The organism is Pseudomonas sp. CROZ-RG-20F-R04-15 (assembly GCF_022662375.1).
Classification (GTDB): Bacteria; Pseudomonadota; Gammaproteobacteria; order Pseudomonadales; family Pseudomonadaceae; genus Aquipseudomonas.
On record NZ_JAKNQL010000001.1, the window covers coordinates 65,317 to 91,678 of the forward strand.

Consider the following 26,362-nt stretch of genomic DNA (forward strand, 5'->3'; position numbering starts at 1 on the left):
TCCACCAATAGTGGCTTGTTGCTATGCTGCAACCTTTTGCGCGGCATAATGCAAGGAGTCCGCTGCCAGCATGACATCATTGATACCTGAAAATTTAAGCCTGCCCGGGACCCACGCGTTGGTAATAGGGGTGAGTGCTTACGAGTTTCTGAGCGGCGGTGCAAACTGCAGCGATCAAGGCCGCGCGTTTCGTATCGGCCAGCTCTCAGCAGCTGCCCGCTCTGCATCCGAATTTGCCGCGTGGTTGATGAACGGCTACAACCGCCCTGATCTTCCCTTGCGTAGTCTGCGCGTATTGTTATCGCCCTCGCCAAATGAAACCATCGAGCCAAGCATCCAAGCTCTTCTCAAGGGCAATTGGCAAGCCACTCGAAAAAACGTAGACGCCATGTTTACTCATTTTAGAGATGCCGCCGGAAGCCACGAAGAAAACGTTGCTATTGTCTATGTTGTCGGACACGGCGTGCAGTTCAGCAAAAATGGCGCTGTATTGTTATTGAACGATTTTGCTGACCCAATGCATCGCTATGAAACATACACTGGCGCCGTCGATATGAGATGGATGCATGATGCGATGAATCAAGAGAGTGATGTTGCCCAGACTCAATTTTGGTTTGTCGATGTATGTCGTGACCTGCCCGAAGAACTTGAAAAATATGGAGTTCTTGGAGGCGTGAAGGGTGGTGATGTAACCCGAACTGGCTCAGCCAAGTCTTCCCCCTTGTTCCTCTCCGCATCACCTGGTCAAGGTGCCTTTGCAAAAACCAATGGACTGACGCTTTTCTGCGATGCACTTTTGAAAGGCCTCAAAGAGGGCCATGCGGCTCGATCTGAGGGGGAGCGCAACTCACCTTGGCGCGTATCGGTTAACACCTTACTCGAATACTTACCGGACGCAGTACAGGCTTTGGCCAATGTAGGAGAAAAGACTCAGGAGGTTGAGTGCACCGGCAAAATGACAAACGCAGTGCTACACGAATGTCTTACCCCCCCTGATGTTAACTTGACCATCTCTATACGATTAGGCCACAACAACTCTAATTATACTGCCAACCTCAAACACCGTGGCTCAACGCTGTATAAGGGTTATTCAAACTGGCCACTTACAGCTACAGTGCGCGCCGGACTCTATGCAATCGAAGTAACGACGCTCTCGCCACCAGGCATTGATGAGGATTGCTTGAATCTTCAACCTCCTATCAATGAAAAGGAGCTTCCGTTATGACTGCTGAAGGAGAAAGGATAGGTGTATTACAGATAGAAGTTGACTCAAAACTTTATTACCGCGGTGAAGGAGTTCGCGTTGAAATCCGCGACAGTGATTTGATTTTGATCCAACCTGCAACCACTCAGCGAAGCTTCGATCTACCGTATGGGCTTTACGAAATCAGTGCCGTTTTGGAAGACGGGAAGCGAACTAACAAAGTTGCAGAGGTGAACGGTAAATATCCGAATCGTATCAAGCTCGAACCTAATCTACCGTTTGAGCCTTTGGCTTCAAAGAATGACATAGACTTCCGTTCCATAAGCGAATTGCAGCAACTTAAAACCGTGAAAACGGACATGGAGATTGTCGATATCAGTTCCGACGTAACTGTCTATGAAGTCGAGAGCCATTGGATCCTCCGTCACTCGCAAATAATGGAACAGGTGCCTGTGGTCACTATTAACAGGGTAGGAAGCACTGTGCAAGCGAGCCTTCCTATCAGCGCGGGCGATCACCGTTTTTCGGTAACTTGTCATGTTACCCGCCGGTCCGAGCCGTCTTTCGGACCAGTGCAAATCAAAATCTCGCAGTCTCGTAGCATTGCCTCAGCAATGGAGAGAATGGTTGAAGCAGGTCAGTTTGAATCGGCCACACGGCTCGCCAACAAGGCGCTGGAAACCTTGCTATCAAAATTTGTCGATCCAACCGGTGCTGCTCTGGCCGCGCTGATCCTTTACAAGGCAGATCGGCTTAATGACAAGCTAGGTCTTCTCCATTCGTTAGTTAAGCGTTTTGGTTGGCTACCTGATGGAAAAATATTACTGGCCTCCCAATTGGTGCGACTTCCTGGGCAGCGTGAAAAGGCGCTGCAACTAGCCTGTCAGGCAAGCGAACAACGAATTCTATTTACAGAAACGTTTTCACTATTACTTGATTTGTTGCGCTACTGGCCGGAAGAAAGTGACAGTAAGGCTCGCAGCGAAGCCTTATCTCGTCTAAGCAACCGAGCGCCATTTGTCGACTGGCGCTCGACGTACCTATGCGACCGATTGCAGGAGGACCACGATGCTAACGCTGCAACTTCTGCCCGCGCGTGAGGGCGATGCCATTTGGGTGCGTTGGGGGAGCGCTGACGTCCCTTACCAGATGCTGATCGATATGGGCACCCAGGAAACGGGGACGGAGTTGCGAGAGCGCATCAGCGCTCTGCCAGAAGATCAACGAGCATTCGAACTGATCGTTGTCACTCATATTGACCGCGATCACATTGGTGGTTTGCTGTCTTGTCTGGTAGATGCAGAGCTACTCCCAGGCTTTACAGCGAAAGATTTTTGGTTCAACGGGTTTGCACATCTAGATGGACTCAAACCCCAAGGTGAATTTGAGTCCATGGGAGCAGTCCAAGGCGAACGCTTGAGCCGTTGGCTGGATAAGCAAAACTGGAACAAGCAATTCGCAGGAGAGGCGGTATGTTGTGAAAATAAACTGCCTTTACCATATCGAGATTTTGAAGGTGGTATGCGATTGACGGTTCTAGGTCCAACAGCCAAAAGACTCAGTGAGTTGAAGTCTGTATGGCGCAAAGAGGTTGAGGCTGCACTTAAGAAAACACAGCAAAGCACCGCAAGCGAGGGGCTGGAGCGAATGGGAACTAGCTCTCATCGGACACTAGAAAACAAGGCGGCGCTTGCAGATCTCGCCGAGCAACAACTGGCAAGAGATAACAGCCCCGCCAACGCTAGCAGTATTGCCCTTTTACTGGAATATCAAGATACACGGATATTATTAGCTGGGGACGCATTTTCAACAGACTTAAAAGAATCAGTCCAATTGATTTCCCCGGACCAACCTCTTGAACTAACTGCCTTCAAGGTTCCACACCACGGCAGTCGACGGAATCTATGCAAGGCTCTAATCGAAAGTGTTAATTGTCGATTCTGGCTTATCTCGACCGATGGTTCGCGCTTTCAGCACCCCGACGACGAAGCGGTGGCTCGTATACTTATTCATAGCAAGCATCGCCCGGCAACTGTAGGGTTTAACGTTCGTAGCGAATTCAATGAGAAATGGGATAGCGACGACTGGCGTCAAAAATTCGACTATTGCACAACGTACGGTAATGCAGAGGACGGCCTAAGCTTAAAATTTCAAGGCGGATCAATATTAGTTACGCAATAAGTCGATCCAGAACGATTGCATGCAGTGTAAATATTTGATGTTGATGCGAGAGTGTTGTGTTGGAGTCGCGACGTTATTCATCATTGATGAGCGTATGCAACCGTTGCGCCCATTCCAGTCGACCGCGTCCTCTAGCAGCCTTGATTGAAGTTTTCAGGCGCGATGAATTAGCTCCACTGCTCTTGTAGTAATCTCTCCTCTCGCTCCCGTTCGCGTCTTTGTGCTTCGTTGTTCCCGCAAGCATTTTATCGAACTATGAACGGCGCTTCACCATCTTGAGAATCGTAAAGCGCCGCTTTCAGGATAAACTCGATTAGTTACAACGAGCTGCCGTAACGCTTAATAAACACTTCCAAAGACAAAACCTCGGTAGGCACCCCCAGATATTGGTAGGCCACACGTGCCTTATGGCAAAACCGGTCATCTCCAGTGACAAAAACATCTGCTTTGGTGGCATAAATCGCATGCGTAACATCATGCATTCGCGTGCGTGAGTTTTTTACCTTTTCTGGCCTGAAACGTACCTCCTCAAGGTAGTTCATGAGTATCTCAAACACATGCTCCAACACCGCATGTGATCGGGAAATACTGGGCCACTTCAAGTCCGTCAAGCCAGCCTCACGCTTGTTATTCATTAGTTCACGACTGGCTTCAAATTTTTTCTGTAGCTGTAAGGCATATTCGGGATCCGATAAAAAATCCACAGGAAGGTTGGACATTCTTGTGGCGCGCGCTCCTTCTGCATCGGTTGCCTTAATCTGCTTAAGCAATTCGCGCTCCCGAACTTCGAGAAGTCTATTCCTGTCGAAATGATCTAGGACCCGAACCAGACAGGCTCCTGGATGTTCCTCGATCATTCGGGTCGGCTTATGCCCTTGGCCAGGGAATACTTCAACCATTTTTGAGATATCGATGACATTCTGTAGCCTGCTCTCACACCGCTCTAGGACTGCCTTGATTTCATCCTCCCCAAACTCTTGCCACGCCAGGGAGGAGGCCAAATCTTCCATATGTGCGGGACTGTAAGGAAGCACGTGCTCATCTTTCAGGGCATCCACCACTGCCCTAAGGCCTTCTACGTCATTCGCTCGATAGCTTTCGAAAATATTATAATCAAGATAAATTGTTTTTTTGGCAGTCATTCTGAAATCCTTCTCTATGTTTTTTCCAATTGTACAGCGCTCTAAAAAAATGTCACAAGTAGCTTACTTAAAAATCTTACCTTCATCGCGGTGAAGAATTTTTGACTAATTAATCACCGTAAGTAGAAGCGGTAAGTCACAGTTGGACTGTGACTTATCGAAAACACCAGTGCGGTCTTATTTACACCCCTACATTACTGAAATAAAGCTTGAACTATAAGCTGAGCGTCAGGCAGGTTTGACCGAAGCAGATACTCATTCAGTCCGCGGGAACTGTGTACCCCCTTTGCTTTTGCGACAGGATGTACAAACTCTGGGGTGCCAATCAGCCCAGGATAACACCCAATCGCCACTTGACGGCCGTTACGGGTAACCAATAGCGGGGTCTCATTGCTCTCAACTGCTGAACATTGGTAGCCATTTAGTTCAAGACTTGCGCGAAGTTGCGACAACGTTGCGACTTGCGCTTCCGGTGACGAGCAGCTAGGCATTTCGCCTAGAACAGCGTAACGCAGCAACATTGCCCCTACGTGTCTGTCGAGTCGGTTCTGAAGGTGCTGGTTGTGGAAGTGGTTCAGACACTCTGTACATGATGTCTCACAGGTACAGTTCTCCAGAAGACTAAGAGTGGCTTCGAGAATTTCAGGCATGTGCCTCGCGACAACCTCCGCATACCCTGCACCTCCCGAAAGAGTATCGTACAAGAACACGTCCAGCATCCGGGCATTGTCTTGGAGTGCAGGTTCGATACGAAACCCAGAGCCAAATTCTGCTGGGTCTAAGTCCAACTGCCGGTGGCGACTTGCGGCAAGACGGAGTGCTTCAGCGATCGTATGTAATGCATCTTCGAGGATCCGTAAAACAACTGAATCTACTGTATTGGTAACTAACGGATCTGCAATTTTAAGTCTGAGTAAGAGAAGATCGGTGTCGAAGTCATGCCCCAACAACACACGATCAAACGTCCCACTACAGCGCTCCGGCGTACCTTTTTGGCCTTGTTGGAAATATGGACGATCATGTACGCCCAATATCTCGTCCCGGTCGTAAACCGAGGCATGACCACAATCCATGCAGACCGAAAAGCCGCCCAACTCGGAGCCCTCTTTGCCTCTGTTGACTGTCACTAATGTTTGGTCAGTCGCATGTGTATAACTTGCGTAGGGACCACAATTAATAAAGCTAAACACCTCAGGATCCACAGGTCGCGGAAATTGTGCCATGGTCGCATAGGTGATCTCTTGGTCCCGATCAGTTTCAGGTAATTCTTTTGCTTTCTCCGGACCGAAAACTTCTGGCAAAATCATGGGTTCTGCAACGAGCTCCCCATCGCAGACTGGGCAAGCCCCATCGTTTCCCCCCGCTTTATTAGGGTCCCTGACAAATGAGCATGCCTTGCAGTGAACGTGCAATTTGGCGTTTGCAAAAAGTGGTCTAGCGCGATCTACAACTGCAGCGGGCATATCTGCGAATACTCCACCGCATCGATAAGTTTTGCGATCAATCACGATAAGGCGGCCAGGAGCGTATTCACTCAGGGCCTTGGAGACAGATTGTTGGGGCCGCTGAAGGGTGCGGATCTCCCATTTGTTATTCACTCGCTCTGGTTTTTCAACCAAAAAACTGCAAAGGCTTGTAGGAAACGCATAGCTCGGTAACAGCCCATGAAAAAAGAGAAATTCCAGCAGTTCCTTTTGTTCAAGACTAGGTTCTGGAATTTCACTTACGCCAGCACCTCCTTCTTCATTCTCTTCAGCGGGCTCATCAAAAGCTTCCGGCTTTGGAGCATGTACGGCAAGCTTCTGTAAAGTCAGCAAGAGCCCTTCGGCGGTATCAACAAGCCAATCACCCAGCGACACACCCCGAGTGTCGAGATTTTGCGGTAGCCAAGCAACCACCGACTTTTTCAAATCTGCGCCTTCCGCAGTGACACGACGAGATACCCAAGCTTTAAAACATTCGAGATTAAGCCCAGTTTCTTTCGCCCCGAAAAAGAAATCCTGCGTTAGACCTAGCGCCTTCAGAAGCAGCGAAGTTTTCTCAGTGGGGACTTTGCACTGCGCCATATTCTCGTGAAAGAACGTCTGAATGAGATAAGCATGTACGTGCCGGCGGGCGATTTTTTCATTATCTACTTTGACCTCTGGCGTTCGGGGCGGACCAGCTACGATGTGGCCGGGATTTAAGAAATAGTGACTGTCATGCGGCCCGTTTTGAGAATATGTCACCACCGTAGATACGGAAGAACCCCGCCGTCCCGCTCGGCCAGCACGCTGCTGATAGTTCTCTCGTTGAGGCGGAACGTTGCGCAATGCAACCGCAACCAGTGAGCCAATGTCGACTCCGACCTCCATAGTTGTCGTGCAGCTCAATACATCGATAGGTCTGTCCTTATCACCCACCAAGACGTCTTGGAATCTCAACTCGTAGAGCTCTGTTGTTGCGTGGACTTTGCTACGGTCACGATTTGAAAGTTGCGCCGTATGCTCCTCGACGTTCAAGTTGGAAAGTCGAGCACCTGGCTCTAGAGCTTCTTGCACAGGGAGGCGCCAAAATCCTTTACGCGCTTTGACGTATTCATTGTTGGAAGGATCGATAGGCGTAGAGCTTTGACTGCCGCATGCCAGACAGATCTTTCCGGCTAGTGAAAAAGGCATCAGAGAGGTGCAATCAGAACATTGGGTCCATACATGTGCGAGATCAACGACAAGTTTCAATGAGTTTGGGGACAGGAACCACCCACCATCCGTATGTTCAGCCAGTTGACCGCGGAAAATCGTTTCAACGGACTCAAAGGTAGTGCTGGCCCATCCGAGGTTACTGGTTAAAGAGCTCCTCAACTCCTTCTCAAATTGCCCTTTGCTACCCCAGCCGGATTTAGGGTAACCGGCTGCCTTGTAGCGGAGTATCGGATCTATCGACGAGTCAAATGCGAAGTCTTGAAGGAGCGAATCAATCCAGCCAACCGCAAGGGCACGGACGTCCTCGTCATCAATTACGATACCGGCGGCTTTAAGTTCTTCTTTCAGTGCTTTGAGCTTCCTTTGAGATGGCTCAACGAAACCTACGGTGGTTCCTGAAAGGGAGTAGTAGTTGCTGCACAGTAACTTCAGCAGTGCGATGCGATACCGAGCAGGAAAGTCGCTCGGAGGATTACCGTCACCAAGCGCTTCTTGCAAATAATCGGGACCATAATCACGTTCATAAACTGCACGTACCTCCTCAATTCTTTTCGCATCTAGCCCATCAAATATTGGCAAATCCTGTTCAGTCAAAATTTGGAGGAAGGCGAGATAGAGCATGGACGTAGGACGAGGATCTTGCTTGTTGTCGCGCAGCCGCTGACATGCAAGTGCTATAGCTTGGCGAAAAACGTCGAGCTCAATGTCACGCGGAATATCCCGAGCAAGCCTCGCCGCTTTCTGACGACCATCAGAGAATATGAGAACCTTTCGACCACCGTTGGGATGTCGCGCATCAGTAGTGCGACTGGCTGGTTGCCGTGCCATTTGAGTTCGGACCAATGTGGTGAACGGCGCTTCACCTTTTGTGACATGGTCCATGATTTTCGAAGGGTCGCCTTTTGCGCTCCTGACTCTGCGAATACATACCGGACAGTTATCAAAGGTTAGATCGCCGCCGGTCGGTGGCTTGTCTGGGATGCGTACTTTTCGGTAACCCGCATTTTCACCTGGGTTCACACCAGTGAGGATGCCTGTGGACATATGCAACCATATATCTCTGTGTCGACTACGTGGATGGGCATTTTCCTCAACAAAAATCTCAATGGGCATGAGCGGAACGGTTCCACCCTCTGACAACGGTCCGCTTGGCTCATGCCATACGAATTCCATTTCCTCACTTACGTAGCCTCGAATAAACGCGGCTCCACAGTCGCGGTGAGTCAGCAACTCAAAAATACGGCTCTTCGACTCACAGCCGCATTGAGTAATAGGCTTGGTATGCAACCGCCCCAAGATAGTCGGGCCCTGGTTGTCTGCCAAACGATTTGTGCAGTTTGGGTCAACGCAGGCGTGTAACCCTGGTAACCCTCGGTGGAAGAGGTGAAGACGAGTGGGCAGTAGTACTCGGTTGTCCGATCGTCGTTGCGCGTAGCTACCTAGTGCGAGTAGCGCATCTGTCGCCTTTTCTGCCTTGTCTAGAGTGCAATCAGGAAAAAGCGTCTCACTCAGCGTGTCCAAGCGGACAGCCTTGCCCGACACCAGTGTGATGAGCTTCTCCAACGGCCCGAAGTCAGTAAGACTCTTGAATAGCCAATCGCGAAATGAAGTCCTGTCATTTGCCTGTGGGGCACTCCAGTCAAGCCTTCTGGCGAGAACTGCTGCGGCGCTTGCCGATGCGGCGAGATCATCAGCGGCTCGTTGGAACGCGTTCAAGTCAAAGTCGGCCAAAGCGTTGATTTGTTTTTGAGTAACGGTGTATTCGGTAGACCGTGGCTCAGGGGTGCCCTGAATAACTTTAATCCGTCGCGAAGATCTTTCAGGCAGTCCCGTCAAATCACGAGCAAAACGTTCTCCGTCCGCGGCTGCAGTCTCGTCACGCCCAAGACTTGCACTCGTTAGGATGCAGCGCATCCGCTCGCGAGGAATTTCCAATCGGGCGCACAGACGACGGATTAGAAGGGCGACCTCCGCCCCACCGGCGCCTCGATACATGTGGGCTTCATCAAGGACTAGTATAAATTCGTTCTGGGAGTCTTTTTTCAACCAGTCTTTCGTTTGATCGAATATGTCTCGCTCAATCGGCCGCATGAGCATGTATTCGAGCATCGAGTAGTTCGTAACCAGCAATTCAGGGCAGCGCGTCTGAATTTCATCGCGAGTCATGAGCTCACGGTCATCTGGTTGAGTTTTTAGTCTTCCCTTCCAATTATTTGAAGCAGTTTGCTTCCCTGCGGCGTTTGTTTTGATCCTGACAGTGTCCTCTCCGTAAAACGCATCGAGATCCTTACTCGGCCACCGACCGATCCGATCAAGTTCGCTTTTAACTGCCGGAACTTTCCCTACCTTCTTATAGAACTCTTCAAAGAGAGGCTTAATAAGGCGCTCATCACGACTGGCCGAGCGGGGCCCTGGATACGGGGTGCGTCCCGTGTAGCTACCGAAACGTACCGGTGCATTCCGCCCTTTGGAGATGATTGCGGACGCATCTCGATTTCCAAGCATACGGCGAATACGGGCCAACTGATCATTAACCAAGGCGTTCATCGGGTACAGCAGCAACGCCCTGCAGCCAGGCATTGCAGCGGACTCTGGCCGTTCTTCACCTTCTATTGCTAGTTTTCCGATGACTGGCATAAGAAAGCTCTCGGTCTTTCCCGAGCCTGTACCTGTCGCTATCACAAGATCCTCTGCGCCCCGCCCAAGGAACGAGACGAGTGCCTGAGATTGGTGCTCGTATGGTAGAGGGTAAAGTCCCAAGCCCATCACCGATAGTTGTGTCAGTACATCTGCTGCGATTTTTGGAATAGGCAAACTGTTGTATGGCGCGCCAATTTTATAAACTGCGGTCGCCTCCACATAAGGTGTTTGAGCCACCGTGCCATCTGCCTGCAAAAGCGCATTGCGTTCTCTGACAAGTCCCTCGTCCCTGATGTGGTATTGGGCCTCAATGTATTGTCTCAAGCTGTCGGCCAAACTTTTTGTTGTCTCGTGGACGCCAGTTGCTTCAGCCATCATCGACGTGATGCTCATCAGATCCCTCCTTCGCGCTTCAGCGCTGATGCAAAACTACGCCAAGCCCGTCGAGCGCGCTGCGCACAATGGGTAGCATTTCTGTAGGTAAAACGTGGGAGGTGACGCCTGGGTGCGCACCTTCTGGGCTTGGTATTTGCCAACCAAGCAAAAGCGTTTTCTCCTCTTCTCGCGGTAGTCGCCGCCACAATTGAAGCTTTGTGAACCCATGCGAAGTTCTAGCCTCCACCTTCATAGGGCATCCAGCTTGTATGTCTAGTTGAAAACTAAGACGCCTGGCCTCTTGGGAATCCAAAGACGCCATTTTCCGAAGACGACCGCGAAAAAAACTGCCAATAAAATAAGAGTGCATTGGTCCAGTCTGGCACTTGGAGAGAAAGATCCCCTCTGCGCTCGGCATGGTCACGAGTTGCGCCCATCTGCCGGTCGAATAGATTGAAATTTCGTTCAATTCTCCCGGAGCATCAGCTAATCGGCCCCTTGCCGCTGCGAGCACCCGGTCAGACCATGCTTCCAGTCCCTCCATAGGAGCGCCAATCCATTCGTGAGCATCACAAATATCAATCCAACCCTCACAGGATCTCGCATCTACAAGGCGCACCCTGCCGCTGGATATCAACTGAACTGAACGAGGGAATGACTGAGATGGGCCTCCTCCAATTACAACTGCCGTGTTATCTGCGGCTCTGACACCTCGAGCTGGCGATGTGAGCCATCTGCTGCCCTCAACCTTTGCCAGATCTCCCACGTTGCCTAGACTATTTAAGACAGTCATCACTCCGTGTGGAGTATCACCTTCCTCGGCCAACTCTGCCCAAATTGAGCTCAAGCGCCGCCGGACCATGCTGGTTAAGCTAATGGACGCGGCAGCCTGCCATGCTCCGTATCCTTCAACCGGGGCGGAGCACAGATATGATGCAGCTCGCAAACATTCTGATATCACGGCAATGCGAAGCCCTTCGCCAGAGACTTTGCATCCGATGTTTACCGCGAGAACTTTTAGGACGTCTTCTCGGGACATCGCCTGCCACTTCATCTAAATGCCCTCAATAAGCGCTACTTCACTTCGCAGACCTGCGAACACTTGCTCGGCTAATCGAGCTATGTGGTCGGCTGGCCCCGCGGTTGCCTTCGCCCAAGGCTGCGCCCAAAACCTCAGCAGAGAATGTAGATCTTCCTCTGCACTTGCGCCTGGTAATGTTCTCAGTCGTACAAAGGCGCGCTCTGCACTTCTTAGCCAAAGATTGCCGGGAGAAAAGCCTGCCTCCCGAAGACCGTCTTTCAACTCCATAACAGGTGCTGGTGGAAAACCCTCGTCAAAGCCTTGGAGTTGGTCCCAGGAATCGCACATGAGATGACCAAACCTCATCCCTGGCAAACTGGCAACTCCTCCCCTCATACGGAAAGTGTCGGTGTCAAAAACAGGACCTAGTTCGGCAAGAGTGCCACCATCAGAAAATGCAGCAGGCCCTTGTGTCCAGGAGGCGATCAGAGCGAGACGGGGATAGAGCAAGATGGAATACTGACGACGCACGACGACGTCACGAATCGCGGTTCCGTAAACTTCAAATGCTGAACGGTTGGCGCCCTTGATGAGCAAACAACCCGACGAATCTTCAGCGACTTCAAGGCAGTCGGAAGCAATCTCGTCTGAAATGAGGCCGACAGGCACTCGCCATTCATGAAACTTTGGGCCACCCACAGCGGCCGCGACAGAATCCGCCACCAAGTCGGCAATCGAGCCCGAAAATTGGATCAACTGTCCGGTGGCGAGCGCTGCCAGAATCTGACGAGCAGTATTGGTTGCGACACCATTTAAAATCCCGCACGCCTGAAGGTTCCAAGCAATGGTTTCACAGGCGGTCTCAATAGAGTTGATTTCAACGAGCGGCTCCTGTGGCTCCGTTTCAAAAATCAGGGCCTGATATTTTTTTGAGAGGCCGTCGCCTGCTTTCGAAAAATTGACTTCCAGCGCGTCCAAGCGCTCCGCCAACAAATCAATCGCATTAGCAGTCTTGGTCCAACCGTCTTCATGCAGACGGATCTGATCAATTTCCTCTTTTAGTTCCGAAATCTCAGCGAAGAATTCATGCCACTTTTCTGCCTTGACCGAAAGTGCCTCTAGGTTTTGTTCTAGAGATTCAGCACGACTGTTGAAGTCAGAGGTTGATTCGGAAGCCTGCTTCCCAGCAGCCTCCAGGGTTTGGACCAGTTTTTCGAGTGTCTCAGCGCTCGCAGCCACTTCGTCGAGCGAGGTCCGCAAGCTACTCACATCACGGTCAGCATCACTTACGGCAGAAGCAACCAGATCCATCCCTTTGGCAAGAGATCCCAAGTCGGACTCAAATTGGTCAATCCGCTTCGCCGTCTCTTCTGCCGCCGGCTCTGCGATTTCAATGTAGTCCTCAATCTTATCCAGGCGTCCGGGTAGCTCATTGATCATGCGATCACGGGCGAGGGTCGATGCCGGGTGGAAATTACCCAACGCAGCTAGCGCGTCTGAGTGATCCGCAAATCCGCTGAAGCAGAACAGGCGCTCGACTGTCTCTCTCGGACTATCAGGAAACTGATCCGCCAGACTCCTCAGGAAGGCTAACCCCGAATCTGGAGTAAGAAAGGGGTCATCATTCACGGGAAAATCAACACCCAGCCTGTTTTTCGCCCATGCCAGCCATAAGGCGGCAAATAGCTTCCAATCGGTATCCCCTTTCGGACCTAACTGTGGGTGAACAAGATGACCAACCAGACGCTCCTGCTTCTTTTTGAACTCGGGCGGCGTACCTCGCCTAAAACCCGGCATGGCTGGCTGACGCTCGTAAAACGGTTTTCGGAATGCTAGAGGAACTTCATCGATGAAGTTAGCAACCGCTGCCTGCCCGAGCGCTGAGATACGATCCCTCGCCTCCTGGCCATATTGGTAACTCATGGCGAGACACCTACTCCTAAATGTTAAGTTCAAAACCGCAAGCTAAGATTTGCGTCGCTAACGTACGGTGATGGGGGATAAGTTCCGGTTGCGGCCTCACCACAGCGAAAGCACGAACCAGCGAATGATCATCTGCCGGTCTGAGCATCGGCGTGCTTACTTGCAACTGACACATAAAACTGTGAACCCTAGCCCTTAAGCTAGGGCCTAGAGTCAACAACGTCTTTCCAGCAATAGATGAGGATTGTTCACCGTACAGGCGTAGTCGCCCGAATCCGCCGAAGTCTAGGTCGATATGGCACTCTGGGTCAGTCAGATAGCTGATGACCGATGCTTGCACCTCAAGTGGAAGAAGGCGCTGATGCTGATTATGGGAAGCTGGGGCTCCGCCGGCTGATAGATTAACTTCGCAGCGTTCAGAGCGTCTTTCGGTAATAAGCTGTCCTTCAATACCAGGAGGCATTGCGAGGTACTCAAGGGACAGTTCTTGAGCTCGGGCGGCCGCAAGTAAAGTCTTGCATCTCTTCTGATGAATCGGGATTACCAAGCATGCCCCATCCTCCCCCTTAAATATCGCCTCAACGGCAGGAATCCTTTGGTTACGTCCTAACGAAGGGGCGTGGGTGAAGATTCTTTGAAGATCTTGATACTCATTCTTCCCCACACGGAAGTGCTCAATTCTCTCCGGTGTCAAAGCAAAGAACGCTGGCGATCGGTCTACTCCTGTAGCTGAAAGGCGATCAACTCCACCGAACGCTTGCATCGTCGGCCCCTGGTCTTGCAGCCCCATCGGCATTATGTGAGCTGAAAGCAAAACCACCGATGAATCAGCGTATTCGATGGTGTGGATGCTGGAGTTTCGCGTGAGAAACGGCCAAATGGGGATGATGTAAGGCTCGGGTGGGTGGACGATCAATCCGGTAAAGGATTGAAGCCACTGTGAGCATTCTGTTGAGGGCCTATCAGGGATCGTAACGAGCGCGTGGTGCCAGCCTTGTCTACCAACAAGCCAGTCGAGAACGAGCTCATTCGGGAAATCGGGCGCCTCAGGCGCCTTCCACAGCAACGCATAGGTCTCTGAGCCTCTGAGCATCTGGGCTCTAGGAAACCCGCGAGCCTCTCCGCGTCCCGAGGCAGTAAAGGCAGCAGCACCAAAAGATGGAAATCCTAGGCACTCCCTCTCCACTCCCTCTTCAAAAAGAGGATCAGGGTTGCCATCAAAGGACACTATTCGGTAATTCTCCGTCGACAGCTCGGCCATGATCCGAAAGCCGTCAGTCATGCCACGCATGTTGACCGGTTGAAGGCGCCCCCCCACATCCACTGTGACAGTGGCGTCGCACGCACGGCACGATGGCAAGACGAGTTCAAAATACCATCCGGTACGGCCTTGCTCCTTTGGAATGATCAGCCGCAGATCCATCCGCCGTTTTGTCAGCGCAGAAAAAATACCGCTTTGGATGTTTTGTGTCTGCTGACCAGGTGAAAAATTTTCGCATTCAGGCGTTCCCCACCCGGGCCAGTGGGCGAAGTATTTCTTTCGGATGGTCCCAGCGCGATGACTCATCATCGCTTTGCAACATGGGCATGCGTATAGGCCCAGGCCTGTAGCCTGATCAGCAGATTCAACCTTGTTCGTCAGTTTGTTAAACGCGTAGTCCAATGCACATCTCCCTACGTGCCTAGCTTCTTGTCCCCGTACGTTTACCTAGCGCTTCGGTTTGCTCTACTAGGGCTCTAAGGGCTTCAGCTTGGCTGCCAAACAACTCAATGAGATCGTTAGGCCTCCAATACTTAAACTCCGGAGTGCTGTTTGCTCGCGGTATTACCCAGCGATCCAGCGCCATATCGGCAATTTCCCTCACCGATAAAAGCGAACTGATCTCCGGCTTGCCTTTTCCAGTCTGCAAGATTTTAGTCGCGTTGGAGGCAATTTGACATATGAAAACTTCGCGTTGGATTCCGTGTCGCATCAAATCATCTTTAAACCCCAGCGCTAGCAGGGCGGCCCGAGTGGTCCGTAATCGCCAATTGGGGCCCTGACCATAGGCATGCTGATCTGCATAGGTATGGTCGATATGGCGCAGGTAGTCCCGCAACTCCATGAACAGCCAATCGGGAATGTGAAAATGTCCCCAGCCGCCCGTATAGCCAATCGATTTGAGATACTCAGTCCCGTTGAGCTTGAGGCGGTTATAGACCGAGGATCGCCCCATCGATGATGTCGTGATGATGGAGAGCAAGCGAGCCTCCTTTTTTTTCTGCGAGATAATGCCGGTCGAGGCGCCGTAGGTTTTGGCGAAATCATTGTAGATATCGCGGCTGCGGAGTAGGCATGCGATCAACTTTCCTCCAAGCAAAGCGTTGTAAGGCGGGATCGCGCCGAGTACGTAAGCATCCATGAGATTGACAAGCCTGGCGCCGCGATCTTCCGAGTTCCAGCCTATGAATTTGTCTCTTACGCCAAGGTTGAAAACTGGATCGCCAACCGCAATGATCCCCATTAGCTTGCCATTGCTTTGGTCCCAGACGAGATAACGCAAGCGCCGACCGAAACCGCTCGAGACCGGAACGGACCATGACATCGAAGCGAGTCTGAAAAGGTCGCTTTGCCAAGTGTTGGACGAAACTCTTTCCAATACCGGGGATATTTTTTCCGGTTGTATATCTTCACCTGCCGCAAAATATTGCAGTAGTTTTACACCAGATCTGGTGACGAATTTTTCGCTGGCGATAAGACGCTCTTCTCGCTGAGCACTGTGCAATTTTCGAATTGCATCCTTGCTATTTCCCGGGGCGCGCAAAGCACCTTCAGCAGTCTTGGTGAAACCTAATGAGTGTAAGTGCTCACGAAGCTTTCGCTTTAGATTGGCTTCCCTTGGGTTAACGCCGACAATTATTGCGTTACCGTTTGGCATTTATTTGCTTCCTGCTCAGTATTGATCCAATTGAGCTCGTCAAACCAAGGGATCTGATCCCTGGGATACACTGGAATGAATGTGATGAGTCAGGCAAACGGACGACCTCGGAGTAGCCTTCTCCTCGGCCGACCAAATTAATGGTGGCTAAGGCTTTACAGTTACTAACCAGGCTCAACTGGGCTGATTCCAAGTTGTAGCGCGGTAGGCGTGGAGGCCGCGAATCGTACAGTTACATGAGACACTTATAAAGGGAGGCCAAGCAAAAACGCCACTGCACAGGCATGAGGTGTAGGGCGCGGGCCTTAAGCGAACGATGCCAATGATACAGAAGGTTACCGCTAGCCATATACGGCTCCCCAAAAGTGGTAAAGACGCTGCGCGGTACCTGCCCCCCCCCCTCCTCCCAGAGCCCCTAATGCCCACGAAGACTTGGCTAGAAGGCTAATCATTACCGTTATGGTGGGCGCTGTCTCAAAACCGAAAGCGTCATCGTCCAAGGGACTACCAGGAAGCATTTGAAGCAGGCTTTCTGCTGCGGTTGCAGCAGACGCTGATCATACGACGTGAGGCAGTCACTTCCCAATCAACCAGATTCGATGTCTGAGTTTGTAATTGATGTTTGAGACTTTGCTTTTCCCGCCAAACCCTCCGATCAAGCGATCTTTGATCGCGTCGACCGGAGGGTTCACTCGCTTTTTCTCGCAGCCACCGCGGTCCTCCCTTTCATTTCAAATTTGATTAGCGCCAGCCTTGTGTTACCGCCAATAATTGCTCGTGATCTGTATCGAGCGCAGAGCCGCTTCAGCGTCAAAGCGGATCTTTTCGTTGGGCATGGGGGGAGGTCTGGTGACAGCGCACGTAGAACTTGGCCTGGCGCATGGCGACAGAAGTGGAGACAGTCGCCACTTTCTGCGCGTTTTGACCGTGATGCTTAACTGTCTTTTCGAGTGGGTATAAAAACTGGTGCACCGATCGATGTCGTTGACAGCACCAGCCCAAGGAGCCTGAACCTTCAAGGCTACGCCACTTGCGTGGTGGTTCTTCCCCAAGTGCGATTAGCGTCCGGCGGCTCGCACGATCACTTCCCAAGAGTGATGGATGCCTACTCTACCAATCTGTCCACTGCGGCAGACAATGGACCTACCTCGCTGCGCTGCGGAAACCTCACCTCTTGGCATGCTTCGATGTGCCAGACCGCGCCCGTCTCTTTCTCCCGGAAAGAGACGGGCGCTCGTACCACTGCTACAAGCCACTTCGTACAATGCATTGCCGCAACTCTCCTCGTGACAAACGGTCTGAAAAAACCGATTTGTCGCCATCCGCAACGACGCAGGCACCGGTGCCGCAGCCATGGAAGGGGCGCACCTGACTGACAGTCAGGCATGCGCCAGGTTTCGATGTTGTTGCCTTCTCCCACCCAGGATCTCTAGGTGCCGAACTCGTCAATCGGCGCAGTCTCCACCCGCCCGCATCTTCGGATGCGTCTAAAGACGCCAGATTCATGGGGTTATGCCCTTGCTCCCGGTCCCGTAAGGAGTCGTTCGTAACGCGTCGGTGAACACCTCGCAGGCCGAAGGGGCCTTGATCCCTGATAACACTCAACAACCGTGGCGGACTACGTGAGGTCTACCAGCAATGAACGAGGATAGGTCATGCAGCAGTTAGATCCGAAGCTTGAACTACCACCACCTCGACCGCTGTTTGAGTCGAGTGCCGTGGCCCAGTCTTATCCGGTGCAGGCATTGGGGGAATTCTTGGGCCTGCGGTGGAGCGCATTCCGAGGTGATTGGCGTGGGTGCGGAGATTTCTATCTGAGAGAAAACGTATTCTCTGTTACCGCCGAGTTACTTAAACGTCTCTAGTAACCAATCGAAGTAGTGATTGATCGAATGCACTGTCTTGCCCGTCGCCAAGAGTCGCAAAAAATCACCTGTCCAAGGACAGGTGATTTTCTTGGTTTCAGTAATCGTAAGAGAACTATACGAAAATTTTCATCGCCCCGATCAAGATGCCGATCGTCACAGCGAGCATGGATGCCATGCGAATGGATAACTTAAGATCAGATTTAGCGATCTCTGCAGTCAACCGATGATCAATTTTAGATATCTCGGACGTTAGCCGATGATCAGCTTTAGTCAGCTCAGCTGTCAGTCGCTGCTCTAGATTGGTGAGATCACTTTTCGTAGCGAGTAATGTGAGCATGTCAGATTCCAATGCTTGGATAACAGCTTCGGCTTTGAGCTCAGGTACGTCGATTGCACGCAGTGCCTGATACATCGCCAGTTCCATTTTCATTAAGGCCTCCTAAAACAAAAAAGGCCTTCCCCACGACGGGAAAGGCCCGTCGTGGGTGGGAAAGTCATGCTTCCATCGACATTCAAGTCGACTGTCCGCGCTGCCGGAAGCTATGCGGTCATTTGGTGGATCCTGCGGAGAACCGCAGCGCCGTCTTGAAGATCCTGGCGGCTTGGGTACTGAACGAATCAGCTAGATGCATAGCAAAAGTGCCCCTGAGGACTTCGGCTGTCAATCCGGTAATCGGTTTTCGACTGTTTCCTAATGTTGTATGAGTCTCCTTCCTGCCTGTGCTCACCACCACCTTCAGATTCGGGTTGTTGAGGATCGATGTCGAGCGCACTGAATTATCGGCCGAGGTACGTAGCGGTAATTTGTGTTCTCTCATGCCCGAGTTCACGGCTGATAATTTGTCGAGCAGTACGGTCTTGAGAACGTTGCATTGGGGTAAACTCCTTGGACGTAATCCCCCCTGCCGCTGGTGCCTTCCATCCTGTCAAAGCTACGTAACGGCTTTGGGCATAATGATGACGTAGCCCATGCATGTGGCTCAGGCCTGCTGCCTTGCACTGACCATCGTAGGTGTTTCTCTGCTGGATATACGTTTTCTGAGCCGGGATTAATGAACCGGCTCCCGCTAGCTGATGTGCCACGTTCAGCACCTCGCGCTGTTGCGAAGTAATGATCGGAACAGAGCGATCACGCCCACCCTTCGTCCATGAGCCCTTGAGGAGAATGTGATCTCCTTGATCCGCATACTTGGGCTGAAATTTGATCGCTTCCTCACGGCGTAATCCAAACGCGGACTGAAGCTGGAGACTCATGCGTACATGGGGATCGATGATCTTGCCAAGGTCTGTTCCCAGTTCCTGAGCTTTGCTGACGTTAGTGACGAAGCGCCGTTCGGCCACACCCAGTTGCGTGTTGTCCGCGGGGAGAATGCCAGCCTTGCCGATTTTTTCAGCCCACCATCGAAGGTGCGCAAGCCGATTTTTGATGGTGCCAACTGACAGGCCTTCGCCTTTCCATCGATCCAGCAGTGCTAGTACGTGTTTGCCCTTGAGCGAGGGGGCTTTCATCTGGCGGAAGCCAACCTCACGCAGATGGCGAGCGATCAGCCCCAATGAGCGAATACGGTCAGTCTGAGTGTTGTGACTGCCATCGCGATTGCGCCGGCAAAGTTGCCGCAGGGTGTAGGTCAAATCGTCCATATCCCATCCACTCACTGGCTTTGTTTTGTGCTGTTGTCCTGTCCTGAAAATCATTGGTAAGTGTTGGTGCCAACTCGCTAGGCGAGATCCCCGAAGGGCAGGGGCATGGTGTTCAGGAAACACCGGTGTCTCGGCTGAGACGTCCGTCTTCCTTCCTGATGGAAGGTCGGACGGAGATGGAGCGGGATGAGTTAGTTTTTATGTTGATGAGTACTCCAAGGAAATGGATGGGATTGTTAAGTGGAAGCAGTCGGCATTGCGCAAAGGCCCGCTATTTGGGACAGCGTAGTAACGGCACATTAGGGAGTAGGTCTACAGACAAAGGCGGCTCCGTCCCATGGGTATGGGGCGGTATGCTTCTGGAACCTTGCATACCTGGGCTAACTCCATCCTGCTGGATCAGCGCTTGCAGGAGTCTTGCGCTGTTGGGACGACGACTCTCGAACCTGTCGTCTTAGGTTTTTGCTGGACCAGTGTATGGGGGCATCATCATGTATGCCGCACGTTTTAGGATTCAGGATTTGCCCGTGATGTTGAGGCGTCGGCGGGGCCGTCACTGCGGTTTGCAGTGACGGCCCATCTCATGAGTTGCGCTTCATTGGGCAGGGGCGCCGCTGTGATAGGTGCATATGCATCGATTGCCTGTGATGCTGACGCGGCCTTCGGCCTTGTCGGCTCCCTGCGCAGGTGTGGCATGGTCCCCAAGCCACGCCTGCGCAGGGAGCTTTGGGAAAGGCGGAGCACGGAGCTGCCTTACCGATCGATACCGTGAATCGCATGAGCGTGCAAGTCGACAACATGAATATCCAGGTTGACCGAGAGCTTTCTGCCGAAGGTCTGGGGCGTATGATAACTAGCAGTTACAACGGGGTAGTTGGGGGCTTTTTCTACCGTTTTGCGACGGGTAGAAAACGGCCAGAAGCAGTCATTCATACTAGCGAGTAGGATCGCATCTCACTACGATCAGGTAATCACACGGAAGGAGCTGCTTAAATGGATTGCCTAACAAACGCAAGGCTCAAAATGGATGATTGGGGCCTGAAAACTGGTGACCGCATGAACAGCGATAGTTCCGCTTCGTGCCCTTGATGGGGCCTGCTAAACTCTCGCACTTCTTGCATGAAATCGAGTAGTCCTTGTAGCACGGGGTATTGCTTTGTATCCCCGATGATCGCTGCTGATTCGCTATCCCATTAAGAACGACAGCAGCACCAACGAATTTTACAACTCCACTCCAAAAACCCATTGATGTTTTCCCCAGTTTCATCCGCGCGAAATTGCGCTTTTTTACCGACCCAGCCCCGCGATGCGAGGTCTGGGGTGCACCAGGCGACTTTCCCTATCCAGCGATACGGTTTAGCTGCATGTTCTCATCCCAATCGATACCAAGGGCTGTTGCGATCTTTGCTGTGTTGATCCAAGCGCCATTCGTTCAGCGAAGAATTTTTCGCGGGCCGCGGTGTAGCAGTTTTCAATATTCATTGATTCAGTTTTCATGCTTGATCCTAGGACGCGAATAACGTCTCTTTCCTAGCGCATCATCACTGCTTCGTGGCTGATACGGTATAAATGTACTCGACACCGTTCTCCAAAGCCTTGTATTCGCGCTTCTCTCCGCTAGCGAGTATGTCCGTAGCGGAATGCTTGAAGCCTCCGGTCCTAGGCTGATCGATGGTGAAGTTCCCGGCCTTCACCGTTGCCATTTTCTCCAACTCAATGTAGTCCACATTGAATTTTAGACTGATACGACCATCACTGGTGATGTGCGGCGTGATGAATGCCTTGGTACCCAATGCCAAGTCCGCCATGTTGGTCTTACCCTTGGTGACTGAATCTCTATACTTGATGAGACTGATATTGCTGTGTGGTTGGGTGTGTCCATCAGTGGTAGAGCCGGAAAAATTATCGACAACCACACCGTTACGAGTCAGCTCAGTGCTTACGAAGATTGAGTCAGCAGCCGAGGCGCTGGCTGCAAAGGTGGTCACTATTGCGAACAGCATTGCTTTCATGAGTTTTCCGTTATTCATGGATTTAGTCACCAGGGATTTTCGCAAACGCGAAAATTAGCGTCTGACTAAGTTTGACGGCAGGGTTTCTGCGTACTTGAGTAACCTTTCCCTAGACTCGTAGGTGCATTGGTTAGAGCGACCTAGTATGACGTTTGATTTCCATCTCACGGCATGGCCATCGCAGGCAATCGGTACTCCGGGGCGCTATCCTATGCAGCCTAGTGGGGCTGTCGGAATTTCCTACTTGCATGGCCGTTTATGTTTGACCTTAGTCAGTACATTGAGCGGTGACAAATATTTTGATCAATCGGCGATAGACGCGATCATTTAGACGTTTTCTAGTGGTGTAAAAACACCAAGATTTTCCATATCAGCCTCATATTGTCCGAAACTCATCCACCCCAACAGTTCAATTATTGCCATCGAGCGCGAGACAGGTTCGGGGGTAAATTTTCCTGGATGGTGCTGATCTAAAGTCTTGAAGAGAGACGTCCAACTCCCAGGCTTACTATCGTCAAAGTGCATGGCTTGATTACGACCAAACCATATGATTTCTCGGGTATTCGCCCCGGAGGTTATCCGGCCCTCGATAGGACAGTATTCGATTTTTTGACCATATCGCGTAACTAGACCCTGCCTTGCAATCTGAAGAAGTGTTCCAGCTACGATGGTCATCGTCTGCTCGGTCACCTGAATCGCCCGAACGGTTGCACTCAGCTTCAATCTCTGGCGCATCAAAGTGACCTTCGCTTCCTCGCGAAGCTCATCACTACCTTCCAGAAAGGCGATTTCAGTCTGTTGACGCGAGCGCGTGGTGACGTACCTGTCTTTCTCAATTGCTTGTTCACACAACGTGCGCTGCAAATCAATAACAACCGATTTTGTCAAATCGTAATGGATATTGGCCTCGACAATCCTTGTACTCATAAGATCCTTTCCCTTAATAGTCTTGCAATTCAAATACCCCGCCAGACTGAACCATAAGCTCGCGTACCTGTTCGCTTGTTGCAGGCTCATCGGGTCCAATCGTCCATTCGCCGGTAGCATGGTGCACAACCCAGGTATCGCCAATCACCCACGTGATAGGCCCACTTCCGTCCCAAGTGCAAAATCGCTTCATGGCCTCCAGTAAAATAGGCATCAACGGATCGTCGGGCAAATCGTCCATGGCCATTTCCTATATTTCAGACCGCGCCCAGCGCAGTCTGCTGATCGCTTTGAATTGATTGATACCGACTGAGCCTCGTTCGTTTCGAGCCTTTGATCCAGGCCTTGTCAGTAACGCCTCAACCGCAGAGCGATCCGCTTCAAAAATCTGGAAAGCGTTGTAATCCGCATCGAGAAGAACCAGTAAAACTGTATCGAAGGGTTGCCTTAAATCGATTGATCCCACTCGACCGCTTCGCATTCGTGGGCTGGTGCAATACCGCCCCTTGATTTGAATTCTGACTTTCAGCCCATCTCTCACTTCTGTGGCGTCGTACCCAGCTTGCCTAGCCAGTTCCAACTCGACGTTGAGGTGCCGAGCTGCCTCGTACTCTGCGATTTCCCCAGTCACACCCAGCGGTTTGCGAGTGAGTTGGTAATAACGGCGAGCCAAAACCTTGGTGTCTCGAAGGATCTGGTACACCTCATCGGCGTCCTCCATGCGAATTTCCTTTAATCGGACGCTAATCCCATGTGCATGACATACCACGCACCGACGTCCATACAACCTTCCCCAACGTAACGGCCACCAAGACGACGAAGAAAACCTTGCTTAGCTTCCTCCGTAGACAGCCTCAACCAAGGGCTATCGTCGCCATACGAGACCAAGAGCTGTCCATTTGGTGCACGCTCGGCTTTGTATTGAGCGAACTCTGTTTCACCGTCAACGGCTTCATGGAGTGCGTACACATCCTCTACGTCCGTCTGCACAGCGCCATCGAGCCATTCGTCAAAATCGGTCAGTGTGAGCCTAGCCATTGTTGATTCCTCAAGTTCTCGGGGGCAAAAGTCTTCACACCCCTAGACGGACATTTCATTATCAATGCTGACTAGCGGTAAGAATTATCGATATCACTATGCCAGTGCAAACTCGAAAGCACGACGGATCACCTCGATGTCGACAGTTAGATACGACTTTCCACGTCGCCGGTCGCAGTCAGCACCTTTGCCGCCAGAGTGTGTGAGCCATAAGAGCATCACGTCGCGCTTTGGCAGACGGCCAGCAACAGATGCAACGCGGATCAATTGTTTGAATTCCCCTGAACGAAGGGATGCGGCGCGGCGGATGAGTATAGTCATAGGGCTCTCTCTCTGGACTGATGACGAATCGCCGACGGTCATGAGAGAGTTTGCAACGGGCCTCCTGAATAGCTTACAGACCCGAGCGCCGTGGTGTTCGCGGAAAATGAGAGAGGAGCATATGGAGATATACGGTATTGGCAATAAGCCAGAATTGCTTTTGGGTATGCAGTCGCATGCTGCAAGCATTCACTATCGGGCGAAACCAGAACCGAGTCGACTGTCCGCTTCTGTCCTATTTCTGCCCGTCGTAACCCGTAGAAACCAACCATTCCCAGCATCGGGTATAGGGCGCTGATAATGGTGAGCTGTGTCGTGAACACCGCGATTGGAGGGGGCAGCGCAATTCTCTCTCATGGACATAGCCCAATCCCTTCGCGTGGCCACCAGTCAGCAAGCCCATCAAATAAGCGCAGATGTCATGAACGACTAATTTAGATGTGCCCGATTTTAACCGGGTGTCCCTCTGCCTTTGGTTAAAGGCAAAGACGAGTGCTGTCGCTCGCTCGCTTGCGCGGCACTACACGCTTAGCTTTCTGGTTCACAAGAAAAACCACCTGCCATAGGGTAGGTGGTTCTCGGTACTGCCGAAAAAGTAGATCGTTAATCAGTCATCGCCATCAAGACGAAGACCGCTGCCACCAACGGGAACATCATTGTGCCAATGTTTAGGGTGAGATCCGATGCGACGCGAGATAGCTCTGTCCGAAAGTGTTCTACGTCTGGATCGGATTTAACGGTAGGAGGTGACTGCAACGCAGTCTCCATGGCTTGGATTACGGCATCGATTTTTGGCTCAGGCACGTCGATCGCTTTCAGTGCTTGATACAGTGCCAGTCGAATGTTCATTAAGGCCTCCGAATAAACAAGAAAGGCCTTGCCCGGACGGGAAAGGCCCGTCGTGGGTGGGGGTGAGTAACATGCTTCCATCGACATTGATGTCGACTGTCCGCGCTGCCGGAAGCGATGCGGTCATTCGGGAGGATCCTGCGGGAAACCGCAGCGCCGTCTTGCAGATCCTGGCGGCTTTTGGGTGCTGATCACATCAGCGAGACGAGATGTGAAGTTGCTCCCTGCGGTGTTCGCTGTAAATCCGAAAACGGTTATTCGGAATTTCCTAATGTTCCCCGAGTGCTTGATAACCAGTTGCGCAGGGATTACTGACGCATGCTCTAGGCAGGAAGCGGCTGGCAGGCCAAGCTTTTCATGACCTGTGCAGCCAGATCGTCTGCAATCCTTGGCCCCTTCATGATCTTGCGCATCTCGGCAACGTGCGGCAGGCCCTGCTGAATTTTTTTCGATCTTGTGGCCGGCTTTTGTTTGACCTCAGCGGCAGCCGAGGCCACTGGATGGAGCGTAATGGGGGCGACAGCTTTCTGCTCTTTTTTACGGCCTGCCCACGGTCGAAATTCGCCGGCTAATGCTCGATTTATCAACCCGAAGAAATAGGCGACGACGTTACGCACCGACCCACGTTGACTGCGCGCCTGGAGTTCGTCCAGCACTTGCTGGCGATGTTGGAGTGGCAGTCGAGTCAGGGCTGCCAGCACGTCTTGTTGCTGATCCGCTTTGGCGTTTGCCAGGCATTGCGGCAGTGTCACTGGCCCTTGTGTCAAATGGCGTTCCGCACGTGCGCGTGCGCGGTACGTACGTATTTTTTTATATTTGTTTTTATACGTACTGTCGCCGGTGCTGAGGTGTTTCTGGTCGGTCTGCTGCGTGACGGAGGTTCTTGTTGCGGGATGACTCGGTACAGGTTTTCTGGTGGACAGCGGGCGTTTTCCTGAGGGGGGCGGCTCATCGTCCTCGTCACGTTGTGCCGGCGTGAGTGCAGCATTGTCTTTGGACGTTTGCTCCCGCGTAGCTTCGATGTGCTTCGCGATACAATCGAGATGGGTGTGCTTATGGCCGATGCAGTTCTCGAGAAGTGCTGGAAGGGTGGTGTCTAAAGCGCAGGCTTCGCGGAAGCTCAGGGCACTCTCGTTGGTCTGATAGAGCTCGTTCAGAACGTTGCCCGTAATGAGGTCGCTATTCTGGCCGACCAAGCTTATCCAACCAGTTAGGCGCAGAACTGTTAGCGCTCGCGAGGCGGTTTCGTAAGAAGCTCGTTTTGCCAGCGGGGCGCACGCGAGGTATGAGCGCAATTGACCCATTCCTGCCAAGGTGTACAGACCTCCAGCCGACCGTAGCGAGTGCATCACGTGCCAGCAATTGCGATCCAGAGGTGTCAGGCGGTTATCGACCATGAGCGATAGGACCGCAGAGCGCGGAGCGTCTTGAGCCTGCAAGGTATGGGAGGAGTGTTGGTTGGTCATGAGGTGTCTCCGAGGTCTGGGCCACGTTGGCCTGTTACTCGACATCTCATCTAGGACTGTTCCGTATGTCAGCCAACAATGCGATCTCTGCTACGGACACATTGTTTGGCCTTTGTGATGATTGGTACCTGGGGAGTGATCTAGAACGCTGTGTT

Annotated in this window: 18 protein-coding genes; 3 read left to right on the top strand and 15 right to left on the bottom strand. The window is 51.9% G+C overall.

Going from position 1 to position 26,362, the window contains the following annotated elements; genetic code table 11:
• The first annotated feature begins 70 nt into the window (after positions 1-70).
• Genes L8H52_RS00265 through L8H52_RS00275 form a run of 3 tightly spaced genes read left to right on the top strand, consistent with a single transcriptional unit; the run spans position 71 to position 3,385 of the window.
• The gene (locus tag L8H52_RS00265) at positions 71-1,225 is read left to right on the top strand and encodes a caspase family protein (RefSeq protein ID WP_242205431.1); all 1,155 of its coding nucleotides are present in this window, start codon (positions 71-73) and stop codon (positions 1,223-1,225) included.
• Complete coding sequence (locus L8H52_RS00270) at positions 1,222-2,304, top strand: hypothetical protein (protein ID WP_242205429.1); 1,083 nt, start codon at positions 1,222-1,224, stop codon at positions 2,302-2,304. The genes L8H52_RS00265 and L8H52_RS00270 overlap by 4 nt, the downstream gene beginning before the upstream one ends.
• Positions 2,273-3,385 (top strand): hypothetical protein, encoded by a 1,113-nt coding sequence (locus L8H52_RS00275; RefSeq protein ID WP_242205427.1) that lies wholly within the window; start codon positions 2,273-2,275, stop codon positions 3,383-3,385. The genes L8H52_RS00270 and L8H52_RS00275 overlap by 32 nt, the downstream gene beginning before the upstream one ends.
• Before the next feature lie 317 nt (positions 3,386-3,702).
• Here the strand turns inward: L8H52_RS00275 and L8H52_RS00280 are convergent, their stop codons facing one another.
• The 15 genes from L8H52_RS00280 to L8H52_RS00350 form a co-directional block, all read right to left on the bottom strand.
• The gene (locus L8H52_RS00280; protein ID WP_242205426.1) at positions 3,703-4,527 is read right to left on the bottom strand and encodes a hypothetical protein; all 825 of its coding nucleotides are present in this window, start codon (positions 4,525-4,527) and stop codon (positions 3,703-3,705) included.
• A 194-nt stretch (positions 4,528-4,721) separates the two neighbouring features.
• The gene (locus L8H52_RS00285) at positions 4,722-10,241 is read right to left on the bottom strand and encodes a DEAD/DEAH box helicase (RefSeq protein ID WP_242205423.1); all 5,520 of its coding nucleotides are present in this window, start codon (positions 10,239-10,241) and stop codon (positions 4,722-4,724) included.
• Positions 10,242-11,277: 1,036 nt separating this feature from the next.
• Complete coding sequence (locus L8H52_RS00290) at positions 11,278-13,167, bottom strand: hypothetical protein (RefSeq protein WP_242205421.1); 1,890 nt, start codon at positions 13,165-13,167, stop codon at positions 11,278-11,280.
• A gap of 16 nt (positions 13,168-13,183) precedes the next feature.
• Positions 13,184-14,830 carry a hypothetical protein gene (locus L8H52_RS00295; protein WP_242205419.1) on the bottom strand — a complete coding sequence of 549 codons (1,647 nt, stop codon included), beginning with the start codon at positions 14,828-14,830 and terminating at the stop codon, positions 13,184-13,186.
• Between the two features lie 19 nt (positions 14,831-14,849).
• Positions 14,850-16,085, bottom strand: a complete 1,236-nt coding sequence (locus L8H52_RS00300) for a Druantia anti-phage system protein DruA (RefSeq protein WP_242205417.1) — start codon at positions 16,083-16,085, stop codon at positions 14,850-14,852.
• A gap of 1,980 nt (positions 16,086-18,065) precedes the next feature.
• Complete coding sequence (locus L8H52_RS00305) at positions 18,066-18,383, bottom strand: hypothetical protein (protein ID WP_242205415.1); 318 nt, start codon at positions 18,381-18,383, stop codon at positions 18,066-18,068.
• 347 nt (positions 18,384-18,730) lie between these two features.
• Positions 18,731-19,594, bottom strand: a complete 864-nt coding sequence (locus L8H52_RS00310) for a phage integrase N-terminal domain-containing protein (RefSeq protein WP_242205414.1) — start codon at positions 19,592-19,594, stop codon at positions 18,731-18,733.
• Between the two features lie 1,541 nt (positions 19,595-21,135).
• Positions 21,136-21,606 carry a hypothetical protein gene (locus tag L8H52_RS00315; protein WP_242205411.1) on the bottom strand — a complete coding sequence of 157 codons (471 nt, stop codon included), beginning with the start codon at positions 21,604-21,606 and terminating at the stop codon, positions 21,136-21,138.
• Between the two features lie 327 nt (positions 21,607-21,933).
• On the bottom strand, positions 21,934-22,533 hold the full coding sequence (locus L8H52_RS00320; RefSeq protein ID WP_095125358.1) for a hypothetical protein: 600 nt from the start codon (positions 22,531-22,533) through the stop codon (positions 21,934-21,936).
• A gap of 13 nt (positions 22,534-22,546) precedes the next feature.
• Complete coding sequence (locus tag L8H52_RS00325; RefSeq protein ID WP_242205409.1) at positions 22,547-22,774, bottom strand: hypothetical protein; 228 nt, start codon at positions 22,772-22,774, stop codon at positions 22,547-22,549.
• Between the two features lie 9 nt (positions 22,775-22,783).
• The gene (locus L8H52_RS00330) at positions 22,784-23,254 is read right to left on the bottom strand and encodes a hypothetical protein (protein WP_095125360.1); all 471 of its coding nucleotides are present in this window, start codon (positions 23,252-23,254) and stop codon (positions 22,784-22,786) included.
• 11 nt (positions 23,255-23,265) lie between these two features.
• Complete coding sequence (locus tag L8H52_RS00335; protein WP_095125361.1) at positions 23,266-23,571, bottom strand: hypothetical protein; 306 nt, start codon at positions 23,569-23,571, stop codon at positions 23,266-23,268.
• A 96-nt stretch (positions 23,572-23,667) separates the two neighbouring features.
• Positions 23,668-23,892, bottom strand: a complete 225-nt coding sequence (locus L8H52_RS00340; protein WP_242205407.1) for a hypothetical protein — start codon at positions 23,890-23,892, stop codon at positions 23,668-23,670.
• 603 nt (positions 23,893-24,495) lie between these two features.
• On the bottom strand, positions 24,496-24,741 hold the full coding sequence (locus L8H52_RS00345; RefSeq protein WP_242205405.1) for a hypothetical protein: 246 nt from the start codon (positions 24,739-24,741) through the stop codon (positions 24,496-24,498).
• 323 nt (positions 24,742-25,064) lie between these two features.
• Positions 25,065-26,207, bottom strand: a complete 1,143-nt coding sequence (locus tag L8H52_RS00350; protein ID WP_242205403.1) for an STY4528 family pathogenicity island replication protein — start codon at positions 26,205-26,207, stop codon at positions 25,065-25,067.
• Between the last annotated feature and the right edge of the window lie 155 nt (positions 26,208-26,362).